The sequence below is a fragment of the Bacterioplanes sp. CLAM21 genome, from assembly GCF_059641015.1.
On sequence record NZ_CM184929.1, the window covers coordinates 1,289,256 to 1,302,542 of the forward strand.

Consider the following 13,287-nt stretch of genomic DNA (forward strand, 5'->3'; position numbering starts at 1 on the left):
AACCGCGCTGCCAGGCCGCTACAGTTGCTGCTGCATCTGGTGAAAGGCACGAATGAGTCCATTGGTAGAGCCGTCGATATTATCGCCAATGCTATCGCCCTGGAGCGCGGATAACACTTGATCTCCCAGCAGTTTGCCGAGCTCCACTCCCCATTGGTCAAAGGAGTTGACCCCCCACAGCATGCCTTGGGCGGCAACCTTGTGCTCGTACAGGGCAATTAAGGCGCCGACGGTGTGAGGCGTGGCTTTGGGAAAGTACAGGGTATTACTGGGGCGGTTACCAGGAATCACTTTGTGCGGTGCTAACACCAGAGCTTCGGCTTTGCTCATGCCGCTTGCGACCAGCTCGTCGATGGCTTGCTGCTCCGATTTGCCTTGTAACAGCGCTTGGCTTTGGCTGAGACAGTTTGATACCAGCATGGCATGGAAGTTATCGATTGGGTTATGGCTGCACATGGGCACAATAAAGTCACAGGGCGAAAAGTGTGTGCCTTGGTGCAGCAGCTGATGAAACGCATGCTGACCATTGGTGCCAACGCCGCCCCAAATAATAGGGCCGGTGTGATAATCGACCTGATTGCCATCGACGGTGATGGATTTGCCGTTACTTTCCATATCCAGCTGCTGCAAGTGAGCGGGCAAAGAGCGTAGATAGTGGTCATAGGGCAAGATGGCATGGGAGTTGACGTTAAAAAAGTTGATATACCAAAGCCCGATCAAGGCCATGATGACCGGCATATTCTCTTCTAACGGTGCGGTGCGAAAATGCTCATCCATGGCAAACGCACCGCGCAGCAAGTCGCGGAAATTATCGATGCCAATGGCCAGCGCTAATGGCAAACCCATGGCAGACCACAGTGAGTAGCGCCCGCCGACCCAATCCCACATAGGGAAAATATTTTCTTCGGCAATGCCAAACTCGGTGGCTTTTTCAATATTGGCCGACACCGCGGTAAAGTGCCGGCTGAGGTCGTCTTCAGAGCCACCGTTATCGAGAAACCAGCGCCGACAGGCGGTGGCATTCTTCAGTGTTTCTTGCGTGCCAAACGATTTTGACTGGACAATAAACAGCGTTGTGGCGGGGTCTAGCCGTTTCAGCACCTCGGTGATATGGGAGCCATCAATATTGGCCAAATAGTGAATATGTAGGCCCGAATCCCAATAAGGCTTGAGTGCGCCAGAGGCCAGTTTGGGGCCCAAAAAAGAGCCGCCAATACCAATAGAGACGACATCGGTAAAAGGACGATTATCGTAACCACGCCACTGGTTGCGGCGAATCTTCCAGCAGAACTCTTCCATGCGATGCACGGTATTGCGCACTTCGGGCATGATATTGACGTCATCAACCAGGATGTCGCGTTCACTGAAGTTGCGCAGTGCGGTATGTAAAGCGGGGCGATGTTCGCTGCGATTGACCTGATCACCGCTAAACAAGCCACTGATGGCCGCCGATAGGCCACGTTGTTCAGCCAAATCGAGTAACAGCTGCAGGGTGCGCTCGGTGATGCGATTTTTGGAATAATCGAGCGATAGCCCGGCGGCGTCGACATGAAAGCGTTCAAAACGTTGTGGATCTGCGGCAAACCAGTCGCGCATATGCTGCGCTTGGATGTCTTGGTAGTGCTGTTGCAGATCCTGCCACGCTGGCACTGAGGTTAAGCTGCCTTGATATGCCATCCGCTTTGTCTCATGTCGCTCCATATATCTTGATTATACAGAAGCAGAAACAAAAAACGCCGCAGAAGCGGCGTTTAACTATCCAGGTATTGCCTTAGGCAACTTGCACTGGAATATCAAAACTGGTGTGGCTGACGGTATTGTCGGCGTTCATATAGACCATTTTGGGTTTAAATGACGCTAACTCACTTTCATCATAATTGCCGTAGGCACAGATAATAATACGATCGCCAACGCCAGCCAGGTGCGCTGCTGCGCCATTGACTGAGATGATACCGGAGTTATCTTCGCCACGAATAATGTATGTGGTGAAGCGTTTGCCATTATCAATGTTGTAGATCTGAATCTGTTCAAACTCCCGCATGCCCGCGAGATCCAGCAATGTGCCGTCAATGGCACAAGAGCCTTCATAGTTCAGCACAGAGTGCGTCACACGGGCCTGATGCAGCTTGGCTTTGAGCATGATGGATTGCATGGTAAACCCTTTCGTTTCTGTCCTGAGTCTTCTCTGCCGGGCGTCATGCCCTGGCATGGAATTGGTCAAAAGTTAGCCACATGGGCATAAGGCGTCGAAGTATGCCCTATTCAAACGCCCGATTCAATGTCAGCGGAAGATTATCAATCAGCCGCGCTGGGCCTACAAAAACCGCTGCCAAAATGATGATTTCACTGTCTTTTTCTGACGCCGGTTGGAGGTCATGCTGACGACAGATGTCGACGTAATCGACCCGCAAGCCGGCATTATTGAGGGCCGTCTTGCTGGCCTCCAGGGCACTTGCAAATTCTTCACCCTGTTGCAGCTGATCTGCCAACTGGCACAGCTGTTGATACAGGGTCGGTGCCAGCGCGCGTTGCTCAGCATTGAGGTAGCCATTGCGGGAGCTTAACGCCAGGCCATCGTCGGCGCGGGCCGTGGCGACTGTGACTATCTGCAAGGGCATATCCAGATCGGCGACCATTTTGCGAATCACGGCCACTTGCTGCCAATCTTTTTGGCCAAAGAAAGCCAAATCAGGCTGTACCTGGTTAAACAGTTTGGTGACGACAGTAGCGACGCCATCAAAATGGCCAGGGCGACTGCCGCCACACAAGCCTTGGGATACAGCGGGAACGTGCACTGTGCTGTGTTGCTGCTGGCCGTGTGGATACATTTCTTCGACATTGGGAGCAAACAGCAGATCGCATCCGGCAGCTGTTAACTGCGCCTGATCATCGGGCAGGGTGCGCGGGTAGCGTTGCAAATCATTAGCATCGTCAAACTGCAGTGGATTCACAAACACGCTGGCGACGACAAAGTCGCACTGTTTGCGCGCCTGTTCCACCAAACTGATATGGCCAGCGTGCAGATTGCCCATCGTTGGCACAAAGCCAATGCGTTTGCCGCTGGCGCGTGCGCTGCGCACCATTTGGCGCAGCTCGGCAATGGTATGAAGGGTCTGCATCAGGCGAATCCGTGTTCCTGTGCTGGGAAGGTACCGGCTTTGACTTCCTGCACATAAGCGGCCAAAGCCTGCTGTACGGTGCGACCATCAACCATAAAGTTTTTCACAAACTTAGGCACATGGCCGCTGTTTAAACCCAGCATGTCTTGCAGCACCAGTACTTGAGCATCGGTGCCGCTGCCGGCGCCAATGCCGACCACAGGAATGCGCAGACTGTGCGAGATACGTGTTGCCAACTCACTTGGCACACACTCCAGTACCAGCAGATCAACCCCGGCTGCTTCCAGTGCCTGGGCATTGGCCAGCATGGCTTCGGCGGCGGCGTTATCGCGGCCTTGTACTTTGTAACCACCCAGTTTGTTGACCGCTTGTGGCGTCAAACCTAAATGTGCACACACAGGCACGCCTTGGCGAGTTAATGAGGTGATCATCGGAATTAGCCAGTCATCGCCTTCAACCTTAACCATGTGGGCACCGGCCTGCATGACTTTACGTGCGCTGTCGAGGCACTGCTGTTCGGTGCCGTAGGACATAAAGGGCAGGTCGGCCATAATCAATGCCGGACGACTGGCACGAGCATTACCGCGAGCAACACAAGCGGTGTGATAAGCCATGTCATCAATGCTGACAGGCAGAGTACTAGAGTGCCCCTGCAATACCATTCCCAGTGAGTCACCCACTAAGATGACTTCCACGCCGGCTTCGGCAGCCAGCTGAGCGAAAGTAGCATCGTAGGCGGTCAGTACAGCAATCTTTTCTTGCTCGGCTTTGAGTTTCGCCAACGCTGGAATGGTGATAGTCATCCTGCTTCTCCGATTATGCGGTCTGGCTTGTGGCCGACCGGTGACGTTGAGTTGCGTATAGTCCGGATTGGCGAGGCATTGTCAATATTGAACCGCTGGGGCAAATGTGAAAGCGACGTGGGCATAAAGCCGGAAGTAGAGGGCGCTGCTGAGTGTTTGAGACTTATGTTATGTATTTGAGGGGATAGGCGGGTATTTTTTGTTAGCAGCGGCTTGATGGGGCATCTAGCTGGGGAGAGGATTTCTTGCTTTAGCGCCTGTTTTTCCCTTAGCCGGTGGATTGAATTGGCAAAGTCTGCCCAGACAGCAGCGCCGGTCAATATCCTGCCAGATCTAGGGTTAAGCACACCTTGGATACTGATTCCTAAGCTTTGATTTAGTAGGTTGGGTGAAATCGCAGTGATTCGCCCGGCTGCGCCCGGGCTTTTCAGTTAAGGGGTGGCCGCACCCCTTAACAATCCCGCTCCCGGCCAAGATGGCGTGGCTAGACCGCCAACCCGCTTGGCGACGGGCGGCACGCAAACAGGGCGAATCCCACACCCCGTTTGCTTGGCCAGCATCCCTGCTGGCCAGCCTGGTCATCTGCGCTGGTTGGCGGCGCCATCTTAGGCCGAATTGGCGCAGTGACAGAGGTGATTGCTGCAAGACCTTGGCGCGGCGGGATGTGGCTGTCTTGTTCGTTCTAGCCGGCCATCATGTTGGTTTAATTCCAGCTCAACATGTGACCCCATTTGTGCGTGGGAATAAAAATGATCGCAACGATGCGTTAGCGATTGCGGAAGCAGCGCGACGACCTGGTATGCACATGGTGCCGGTTAAAACAGAGTCACAGCAGGATATCCAGGTACTGCATAGAATTCGAGAGCGGTGCGTGGCCACACGAACCGGGTTAATGAACCAGATGCGTGGCTTATTGTCCGACTATGGTTACAGTTTCCCTGAGGGTATTGAATCCCTGGCGATAAAGCTGAGGGAAACCATGGAAAATCCAGCACTGTCTGCCATTATTCGCAAAGAAATTGAGTTTACATTAGTCGAATATGACTTGCTGAGCCGTCGGCTTGAGCACTTGAGAAAAACACTCGCGGACTATGCTGGGAAAAATGAAGATTGCCAGTATCTACAAACCATCCCTGGAATTGGTCCGCACATCGCCAGTGCGATTGTGTCAACCATAGGCAAAGGACAAGCATTTTCTCATGCTCGAGCCTTTGCCGTATGGACAGGATTAACGCCGATACAAAGAGCGAGTGGCAACAAGTCGATTATGGCGGGGATTTCCAAACGCGGGAACCGCTATTTACGCAAACAATTTGTCCAGGCAGCGAGGCATACCGTACGCTGGGCCAAGCGCCAAAGCGGTACAAAACTGGGGAACTGGATCAACCAGATTGTTCTCCGCCGTGGACTGCAAAAAGGTATAGTCGCGGTGGCTCATAAACTGGCGCGCATTAGCTGGATCTTGCTACAAAAAAGCGAGAAATTTAACGCAGCGTAAATGTATTTATCTCATCCGGTAGTCGTTAGCGTGATGAAATAAACGGTGTTATCCGCCCTTCCCAGAACCTGGACGGGACACGATCGTAACAGATTGAGTGGGTGTTTTTAGGTGGGAAAGTGCGGATCTCATCAGGACTTCAGGCTACGGCCAGATCAGAAGCCGAATATATGTCAGCGCTACCACCAACTCGCATGAACCACCGTTCATCATAACGACCGGGGATGAGTAAAAAAGAAGTTAATCAGGGGTGTTCAGGCGCCAAGGCCATGTTCTGCCTTGACATCGGGAGAGCGTCTATATATGTCCGTGTAGTTCATCCATATAGTTAGTTCCGGTTCCCGCGACTAGTTAGCCGATGTCCGTTTAGTCCCGGCTTAGTTTGAGTTGTACTTTTCCAACTCTGAGCGCCCTACTTCAAGCACTTCTAAATCTGCTAGCGCCATATCCAAATCATAGCCCACACCTAGATCAAAAGCCCCCAAAGCATCCAAAAATTCCCTTGGAGGCAAATAGTTATGCTCAGATACATAGTGCAGAAGCAAAGTAGGAAATGAATAGAACTCACCTTCTTTTAATGATGGTATTACTACCTCATTCGAGCCTGCCGTCATCAACCTGCTTCCTTTGTAGAGTGCCAAACCACCCGGCGCATACTCAACCGCTATATTTTCCGTACAAAAAGGGCACAAATATGGGCTCCCACGAACGTGCATGCAGTGGATATTAATCGAGGTTGCAGTTTCAATCTTTCCCTTTTTTTGGTCCTCTTCATATTTTAGATCTAGAAAAATCAGCTCCCTTAGCTTTTCAAGCAACTCTGCACTAACTCTACCTTTAGGGAACTCATGCTCGCTCCCCAGCCATCCAATGTTTTTAACTGACGGAAAAACATCGACTATCTCTTCCTCACTTCCATCTCGGTAACACGATAAATCTCGATAATACATAACACACCCTACTTACGCTTAATTCCCGTACAAGTTGCCAAAGTACACACGCCCATATTTGACTGCAAAAGATCGCTCAAAGGTGTTTTATACCTTACTGAAGTCGATCTACTAAAAATTGACAAACTAAAATGACATCCATCCTAAAAGTGATTGTTCCGGACATTAAACAGACATCCATCTTAAAAGTGATTGTTCCAGTGAAGCTCTCGGCCTGTCAACCACATGTGTTGTTTGAGCAGGAGCGTTCAAAATAAGCTTGTTTGATGCGTATTTAAGGATGATTGTCTTGTTGAGGGCGTAGGTTATCCCAGTGCGAATGTCTCTGGTTATTCCGCAGCGGTCGAGGAGCTAGGCTGATCGGTTGAGTAGCGAACGGCAGTGACTGAGCCCAGGCGAGCGCTGATAATTCAACGTTTCACAAGCCAGGCGCAGTTTTTCTTCACCTCCGGCAAAGGTATGGAAGCAGTCTTCGAAATGTTGGGTCATTTCTAACCATTGAGCATCATCAATGCCTAAACGATCGAGAATAGCTGCCGTATTTTGAGCAATGGCTCCGCGCTTATCATGCCGAAAAACACGGCCAGTCCAGTCAACCAGTTCGAGATAATCCGTCAGTTTCATTTGAATCCCTAGCGGTATATTTTGCCGAGGATTACCCACGAAGGGCAATAATTCCTTAGGTTGTTGTCTAGGATGGTTGGGCTGCTTCCTGGCTTTGGCTTCTTTAATCCGACGCTTAATCGAGGTGTGGGCTGACTTTTCAGGTGTCGCAGCCATCTTGGCACGAACGGGGTTGAGGTCGACATAGGCCATGCACGCCGCCAGCGCGGCTTCATCCAAGAGTGCTTGAGATTTAAACCGACCCTCCCAAAATCGGCCTGAACACTGATCCTCTTGATTGGCTTGTCGTGCAATGGCTTCATTCAGTACTCGCATAAACCAGCTGATGCTGGACAAGCGTGAACGCCATTCTTCAACATAAATCTGCAGTCGTTTTTGCTCTGCAACGCCCAACGTATCGCCACTCAAAAATCGCTGAGACAGCATATTGCCACTAAAAAGCGTGTGCCAACGCTCAATCACTTCTGCATCGTTCCAGCTATTGGCCCGCTCAGCATCAATAAATAAAACGGCATGATAGTGGTTGCTCATGATAGCGTAGGCCGCCACGTCAACGGCAAACACTTGTGGTAAAGACAACAGCTTATCTTCCAACCAGCCTCGGCGATGCTCGTAGCACTGGCCAGTGTTATGATCCGTACCGCACAAAAACGCGCGTCGCACGCAGCGCGATACACAGTGGTAATAGGGAGTAGCTTCTAATGAGACCTGTTGTTTTCTGGGTTTGGGCATGATGGCACTCCCACTTAGCGGCACAGATGTTCAGCCTAGCTGATGCGGAGGTGATTGCCATTGGGGTGTCAGGTTAGGATGGGTGTCTCGATAATATTCGTTGGCGTTGCGGCGACCACAGCATTGGCAACGAAGGAATCAAGGCCTGCGCAGCGCAAGGCAGGGAGTTCGCCCGCCCGGCGTGAGGGATAAGATCCTTCAAGGAGGGCAAAGGGATTGGCGTTAAAAAAGCACCTCGTGCAGGTTAGGATGGGTGTCTAGACAATAATGTTGCCTCATTCTTTATTAAATATCTCTGGAGTGGACCAGTCACTAGCACAGAGCCAATCTTCAGGGATTTGTTGAACGGCTTCTTCCGGTGCTTCTAAATCCCAACAGTGCTCCCACCCGCCTGTTGAATAGTCAGCGATAATTACGTCTGCCCTCCATTTCGCTAGCCACTTTTTCATAAAGACAAAATCAGTGTCATCATCCAAGTGATCGATGTAAATCGTAATTTTCTTCATGATTCTCTTAAAACATAACGCCCGGAGTAGCGGAAAACTTGTAGCGACGAAGGGGTGAAAAGATTTTTCGATAACCTGCGCTTGTTAGGCGATTTATAGTACATGGTGACTCATTGCTGAAGATAGCCAAGTAAAATAATCACTGTCTTTAATTGATTTTTTATTTTTTCATTCTCTGAGCTGGTTTCGATAATTAGCACCCCTTTAGAAAGTTCAATTTTTACTGTAATTGATTTGGGTAGCTCTAGAGTTTCATCGATCTCATCATCTTTCATTAGCTCATACCAGACTTCAGAAGGAAAACTATCGAGTAGACTTTTAGTGGCCATGATGAATAGTTCAACGATATCAATATAATCCTCAACTTCATCTAGGCTAGGAACAAAATAATCGTGTTCGATAGCGTTTCTTTTTTTATTTAGCTTCTTCAGTATGTTTGGACTTAGTATTCCAAAAGTATTAAGAAACTCCAGGTTTGGCGGAAAGCCAATGAATTTCTCACTATAAAGCACAGACCAACCAAAGGCGTCGCATAACATTTCTACTTGAAGGTGAAATGCTCGTTTAGCGTTTCCTACTGCATTAACTCTATTCCTTCTATCATTCCCATCATTTAAATCGTCTTTAGAGAAGTCTAAATAGGTTGATGGGTAAACGTCTTTTCCATTTGAGTAATATTCAGACGAGCTCCCACCAGGAAAATAGTTTGAGATGTATTCAGGTTTAAATGAAGTTATTTCCATCATTTCGCTAACCGCCTAATGCCTAACAGTTTTAATTGTCTGCGTGCCTGTTTTTCCTGCTAGAACCATTCGAGGTATCTCTTTCAAGCAAATGATTTAGCGCTGGATATCCTGTTTCTCTCACATTTTCTACTGAAAAATCGAGCTTGCCCACTATCCACATCTCTAATCTTATGAGCCGGTTTTCTAACTGATTGATTTCTTTGGCGTTCGAACCATCACTCCAAGAAAATGCAGGCAAGCCAGCCAGGAAAGTGTGCCAGATTATGTACTACTAGAGATGCTGAAGAGTCATGTCTTTACATTGGCTACAGAGCTGCTTTATTAATGACCTGTATCAGAGATACCCATTCCAAGCATTACACTCGTTCTCGCGCCCAGGTTTTCCGCGCCTTAGCAGGCCGCCGGAGTTGGCAATGGTTGTGCCCGCAGGGGCTGCCAGGACGGCAGCGCCAACAAAAGGCCTACAGGGACGTAGGCTTTTTGTGATGCGGCGACTACAGCATTGGCAACGAAGGATTTGCGGCCTGCACAGCGCAAAGCAGGCTGCAAGCTATCTACGTTGCTTCTGCTGCGTTAAAAAGCGCCTCGCCATGCTCACTTACAGTTTGTAAGCTGCGCTTGTCGAGGGCGACTTCCGCTCGCTTTTTGCCTTGTAGAAACTGCCTCGATGGACGCTTTCAGTCGTTCGCCCGCCCGGCGTGAGGGATAAGATCCCTCAAGGAGGGCAAAGGGATTGGCGTTAAAAAGCGCCTCGCCATGCTCACTTACAGTTTGTAAGCTGCGCTTGTCGAGTGCGACTCCCTCTCGCTTTTTGCCTTGCAGAAACTGCCTCGATGGACGCCTTCAGTCGTTCGCCCGCCCGGCGTGAGGGATAACCTCAAGCAGAGCATAGGGCTGCCAAGCCAGAAGCTGAAATCAGCGCCCCAGCAACTGCAGGCAACAGGCCAGAAAGCCCGAATGCTGATAACGTTGCAGTTCACCATCAAAGCTAGGTGTCAGCTGGCTCACGCATCGTCCATCCGGCAAACACAAGTGCGGATCTAGCTCAGCCAATGGGATCAAGGTAAAGCTGCGGTGCGTTAATTCTTTGTGCGGCAGGGTGAGGCGCGGGCAGTGCCACTGTGTATCACCCAGCAGGAGCATGTCCAAATCGATGCAGCGCTCACCCCAATGGCGGCGGCGCACGCGCCCTTGCTCACGTTCCTGTAATTGCAACGCATCTAGCAATGCCAGTGGCTCAAGCTCGGTCTGCAGCGCTGCAACGGCATTGAAATAGTCGGGCTGATCTTGCGGCCCGAGCGGCTTGCTGGCGTACAAGCTGGAGATGCTGAGCAACTGACTGCTGGGCAGTTGTGACAGCGCTGTCAGCGCTGTACACAGTTGGTCGATAGGGTCATCAAGATTGGCGCCTAAGCCTATGTAAGCAATGGCGCGGCGAGACTCGGCATTCATGTTTATGAGCGGCGTGGTTTGCGGCGACGATTAGGGCGGCGACGCGGTTTGTCATCACGACCACTGTCATCGCTACGCTCATGGTCATGGCGCTGTGGCGTTACCGGGCCATGCTCAGCCTGAAAGTCGGTCCACCATTGCCCAAGCCCGTCAAGATCTTCGCCTGACTGCTCACGCAGCAGAACAAAATCATAGGCAGCACGGAAACGTGGATGAGTGAGCAGCTCATGGCAACGACGTGAGCGCGTTTTTGGCAGTCGTAACTGCAATTCCCAAATCTCGCGCATCGGAATCGATAGGCGTTTAGGAATGGCGATGGTACGTGCTTGCTGAGCGATGGCTTTGTCAGCGGCCTTGTGCAGTGCCTGCTGCGCCGGCATGCCTTTCGCTTCCAACGCTTGCATACGCTGCAATACGACGGGCCATAACAAAGCGGCCAGGAAGAAATAAGGCGTGACCGACTTGCCCGATTGAATACGGACGTCGGTATTGGCAAAGGTGTTGGCGACTAGGGTCTGACAAAAGTCGTCAGCGGCCAGTATGTCGGCGGTTTGCGGGAATAGCTCAGCAAACAGGCCGTAGTGCTGCAGCTGCTGATAGGTATGCAGTGCTTGGCCGTGCAAAAACAGCTTTAAGACTTCTTCAAACAGACGGGCTGGTGGAATTTGCTGTAGCAGCGGCGCCATCTGTGCAATAGGGCGCTCGGTGTCGGCTTCTAAGCTAAAGCCTAGTTTGGCGGCAAAACGTATGGCTCGCAGCATACGTACCGGATCTTCGCGATAGCGCACTTCGGCATCGCCAATCAGGCGCAAACGTTTGTTTTGCAGATCTTGCCAGCCGCCAGCGTAAGCGTGCACGGAGAAGTCAGCAATGTCGTAGTAGAGGGCGTTGACGGTAAAATCGCGACGCATGGCATCTTCATCTTTGCTGCCGTAGACGTTGTCGCGCAGAATCATGCCCTGATCGCCGGTGGAAGCCTGTTTAGCGGAATGCTCTTCGCGTGGCGGCGCACGAAAGGTGGCTACCTCGATGACTTCGCGGCCAAACACTACATGCACCAGCTTAAATCGACGGCCAATCAGCCGTGAGTTGCGAAACAGCTTGACCACCTGCTCTGGGGTGGCATTGGTGGCGACATCAAAATCCTTTGGCTGCATGCCTAATAATGTATCGCGCACACCACCGCCGACCAGCAGGGCTTGGTAGCCGGCATTATGTAAGCGGTACAGTACTTTTAATGCGCTGTCGCTGAGTTGGCTGCGACTGATGGAATGCTGATCGCGTGGAATCACGCTGAGAGGCGCGGCAGAAGATTTCTTCAGCCATTTTTTCAGCGCTCGCCCTGGCGCTTTTAAAGGATTGATCAAAGGGGTCAGCCGTCTCACGGAGTCTGGTATTAGCTAAAATTAGGCTCGCGAGTGTACCCGCCAGGCTAGGGAAAGGGAACCCTAGGGCCTGCTAACACTATTTAGCTCTTTGCTGCTGGACGTCAGTTGTTTCTTGAGTGAGGCATGAGGCGTGTGGATTAACCGGTTAAATAAGCAACGAATAACGCGACTCAGGGAAAAACGGACTCCAGCCCTTGTTCAGTCACCATACCCCAGAAAAACAAAAAGCCGCAGAAGCGGCTTTGTCGGGCGTATTATTATTGTTATGGCCAGGCTCAGACTGTCGAGCAACTGTTTTGAATAGTCAGAGACACCTTTGTTTTTGTTATTATTGTGTCTGCTGCTCATTCAGAACAGTCATCCCTTCTCCACTGTCCCGCATTGTTATTATTGTTTGCAGGATCTCTACGCGACTGTTGTTGTTATTGTCATCGCGTTGCTTGGGTGAGCGATTGTTATTTTTGTTTGTGCTCCCCGTGCATAAAGACATTAGCAGTTGCTGTGCCAACTTTTGTAAATCCTTTAAAAACAATAACTTACAGATTTTTTATGGCGTATGAGTCTGGTGTTATACCAAAGTGTTACCAGTAACAGGCCAAATTGGTAACACATGGGTGTCACCCGGTAACAGGCCGTTACGCGCTGGCTCAAACCGTGGTTCGCACTTTGGTGTAAAGGGGCTAACGGCATCTTCGGTGCTTTGTGAACTGTTGAGCTGATTCGTTGTGCAACGGCCGTTAGGGACGTTTAATGCCGCGCAGCTGGTATTTATGACTTGGAGAGTATGCTTTTGAAAGGGTTGTTATCTGTTGGGCTGGTTCTGGCGGCATTGCTTGCTGCGGCCGCGCTGGTGTTGGAGAAATGGGAAAGGCCTAGCAGCAGTTTCGACAACCGCGAAGAGCTAGCCGCGCTCATTACAACAGGCTGGGTGCCGGACTGGATTCCCAGCAGTGCCTTTGATATCGAGGAAAGCCACGATATAGACACCAATGACATGTGGATGCGCTTTCGTTTTTCAAAGGCGCAGGCGTTTTATCGCTCGCCACTTTGTCAGCCGTTGCCCGCCGATAAAGGTGAGGAAATCCTATCGACGGACAGCACGCGTTTTCCCAGCAGTTTTGCTGCTCTGCTGCAACAACAGGCCCTGGCCAGCTTCAGTTGGTATGTATGTGGCTCTGAGCCGCTTTATATGGCCGCTGTCGATGAGTCCGAACAGCTAGCTTTTGTATGGATTTCCCGCCAAGGCCAGGCCGCAGACATAAGAAAGCCGATGGATTTACAGGCGGTAAGGCCAGCAAATGCATCGGCTGTCAGTGAGTAGGGGCTCATTATTGTTGTTATCCACTCTGCAGCTGGCGTTATTGTTATTGTCCAGCTGGTTGAGCCGCTGCGTCTTATTGTTATTGGGGCGACGGCTCTTTGTAATTCTTGACAGTTGTTAAGCGAACATCGTGCCAAAAAAACAGGAC

General features: G+C 50.8%; 12 protein-coding genes. 2 read left to right on the plus strand and 10 right to left on the minus strand.

Annotated elements, in window-relative coordinates:
- Positions 1–18: 18 nt before the first annotated feature.
- The 4 genes from pgi to panB form a co-directional block, all read right to left on the minus strand.
- Positions 19–1,677 (minus strand): glucose-6-phosphate isomerase, encoded by a 1,659-nt coding sequence (gene pgi / locus AC55FS_RS06160; protein WP_496935194.1) that lies wholly within the window; start codon positions 1,675–1,677, stop codon positions 19–21.
- A 94-nt stretch (positions 1,678–1,771) separates the two neighbouring features.
- Positions 1,772–2,152, minus strand: a complete 381-nt coding sequence (gene panD / locus AC55FS_RS06165) for an aspartate 1-decarboxylase (RefSeq protein ID WP_496935195.1) — start codon at positions 2,150–2,152, stop codon at positions 1,772–1,774.
- 106 nt (positions 2,153–2,258) lie between these two features.
- Positions 2,259–3,119, minus strand: coding sequence for a pantoate--beta-alanine ligase (gene panC / locus AC55FS_RS06170; protein ID WP_496935196.1), 861 nt, complete (start codon positions 3,117–3,119; stop codon positions 2,259–2,261).
- The gene (panB, locus tag AC55FS_RS06175) at positions 3,119–3,922 is read right to left on the minus strand and encodes a 3-methyl-2-oxobutanoate hydroxymethyltransferase (protein ID WP_496935197.1); all 804 of its coding nucleotides are present in this window, start codon (positions 3,920–3,922) and stop codon (positions 3,119–3,121) included. Before panB ends, panC begins: the two co-directional genes overlap by 1 nt.
- A 475-nt stretch (positions 3,923–4,397) precedes the next feature.
- Between panB and AC55FS_RS06180 the strand changes: the two genes are divergently transcribed.
- Positions 4,398–5,420: an IS110 family RNA-guided transposase gene (locus tag AC55FS_RS06180; RefSeq protein ID WP_496935198.1), complete on the plus strand. Its 1,023-nt coding sequence runs from the start codon at positions 4,398–4,400 to the stop codon at positions 5,418–5,420.
- A gap of 377 nt (positions 5,421–5,797) precedes the next feature.
- Here the strand turns inward: AC55FS_RS06180 and AC55FS_RS06185 are convergent, their stop codons facing one another.
- The 6 genes from AC55FS_RS06185 to pcnB all read right to left on the minus strand — a co-directional run bounded on the left by AC55FS_RS06185 (position 5,798) and on the right by pcnB (position 11,806).
- On the minus strand, positions 5,798–6,370 hold the full coding sequence (locus AC55FS_RS06185; RefSeq protein WP_496935199.1) for a DUF7919 family protein: 573 nt from the start codon (positions 6,368–6,370) through the stop codon (positions 5,798–5,800).
- 351 nt (positions 6,371–6,721) lie between these two features.
- Positions 6,722–7,726: a transposase gene (locus AC55FS_RS06190; RefSeq protein ID WP_496935200.1), complete on the minus strand. Its 1,005-nt coding sequence runs from the start codon at positions 7,724–7,726 to the stop codon at positions 6,722–6,724.
- A gap of 275 nt (positions 7,727–8,001) precedes the next feature.
- Positions 8,002–8,232, minus strand: a complete 231-nt coding sequence (locus AC55FS_RS06195; protein WP_496935201.1) for a hypothetical protein — start codon at positions 8,230–8,232, stop codon at positions 8,002–8,004.
- Between the two features lie 110 nt (positions 8,233–8,342).
- Positions 8,343–8,978, minus strand: a complete 636-nt coding sequence (locus tag AC55FS_RS06200; protein WP_496935202.1) for a hypothetical protein — start codon at positions 8,976–8,978, stop codon at positions 8,343–8,345.
- A gap of 915 nt (positions 8,979–9,893) precedes the next feature.
- Positions 9,894–10,430, minus strand: a complete 537-nt coding sequence (folK, locus tag AC55FS_RS06205) for a 2-amino-4-hydroxy-6-hydroxymethyldihydropteridine diphosphokinase (protein WP_496935204.1) — start codon at positions 10,428–10,430, stop codon at positions 9,894–9,896.
- A 2-nt stretch (positions 10,431–10,432) separates the two neighbouring features.
- Positions 10,433–11,806 (minus strand): polynucleotide adenylyltransferase PcnB, encoded by a 1,374-nt coding sequence (pcnB, locus tag AC55FS_RS06210; protein WP_496935950.1) that lies wholly within the window; start codon positions 11,804–11,806, stop codon positions 10,433–10,435.
- Positions 11,807–12,608: 802 nt separating this feature from the next.
- On the opposite strand from pcnB, the gene AC55FS_RS06215 reads away from it, so the two are divergent.
- Complete coding sequence (locus AC55FS_RS06215; protein WP_496935205.1) at positions 12,609–13,139, plus strand: YbbD-related protein; 531 nt, start codon at positions 12,609–12,611, stop codon at positions 13,137–13,139.
- The last annotated feature ends 148 nt before the right edge of the window (positions 13,140–13,287 follow it).

Coding starts and splice junctions, on each gene's coding strand:
- pgi (WP_496935194.1), bottom strand. CDS start 1,677: ATGGCATATCAAGGCAGCTTAACCTCAGTGCCAGCGTGGCAGGATCTG.
- panD (WP_496935195.1), bottom strand. CDS start 2,152: ATGCAATCCATCATGCTCAAAGCCAAGCTGCATCAGGCCCGTGTGACG.
- panC (WP_496935196.1), bottom strand. CDS start 3,119: ATGCAGACCCTTCATACCATTGCCGAGCTGCGCCAAATGGTGCGCAGC.
- panB (WP_496935197.1), bottom strand. CDS start 3,922: ATGACTATCACCATTCCAGCGTTGGCGAAACTCAAAGCCGAGCAAGAA.
- AC55FS_RS06180 (WP_496935198.1), top strand. CDS start 4,398: ATGGCGTGGCTAGACCGCCAACCCGCTTGGCGACGGGCGGCACGCAAA.
- AC55FS_RS06185 (WP_496935199.1), bottom strand. CDS start 6,370: ATGTATTATCGAGATTTATCGTGTTACCGAGATGGAAGTGAGGAAGAG.
- AC55FS_RS06190 (WP_496935200.1), bottom strand. CDS start 7,726: ATGCCCAAACCCAGAAAACAACAGGTCTCATTAGAAGCTACTCCCTAT.
- AC55FS_RS06195 (WP_496935201.1), bottom strand. CDS start 8,232: ATGAAGAAAATTACGATTTACATCGATCACTTGGATGATGACACTGAT.
- AC55FS_RS06200 (WP_496935202.1), bottom strand. CDS start 8,978: ATGATGGAAATAACTTCATTTAAACCTGAATACATCTCAAACTATTTT.
- folK (WP_496935204.1), bottom strand. CDS start 10,430: ATGAATGCCGAGTCTCGCCGCGCCATTGCTTACATAGGCTTAGGCGCC.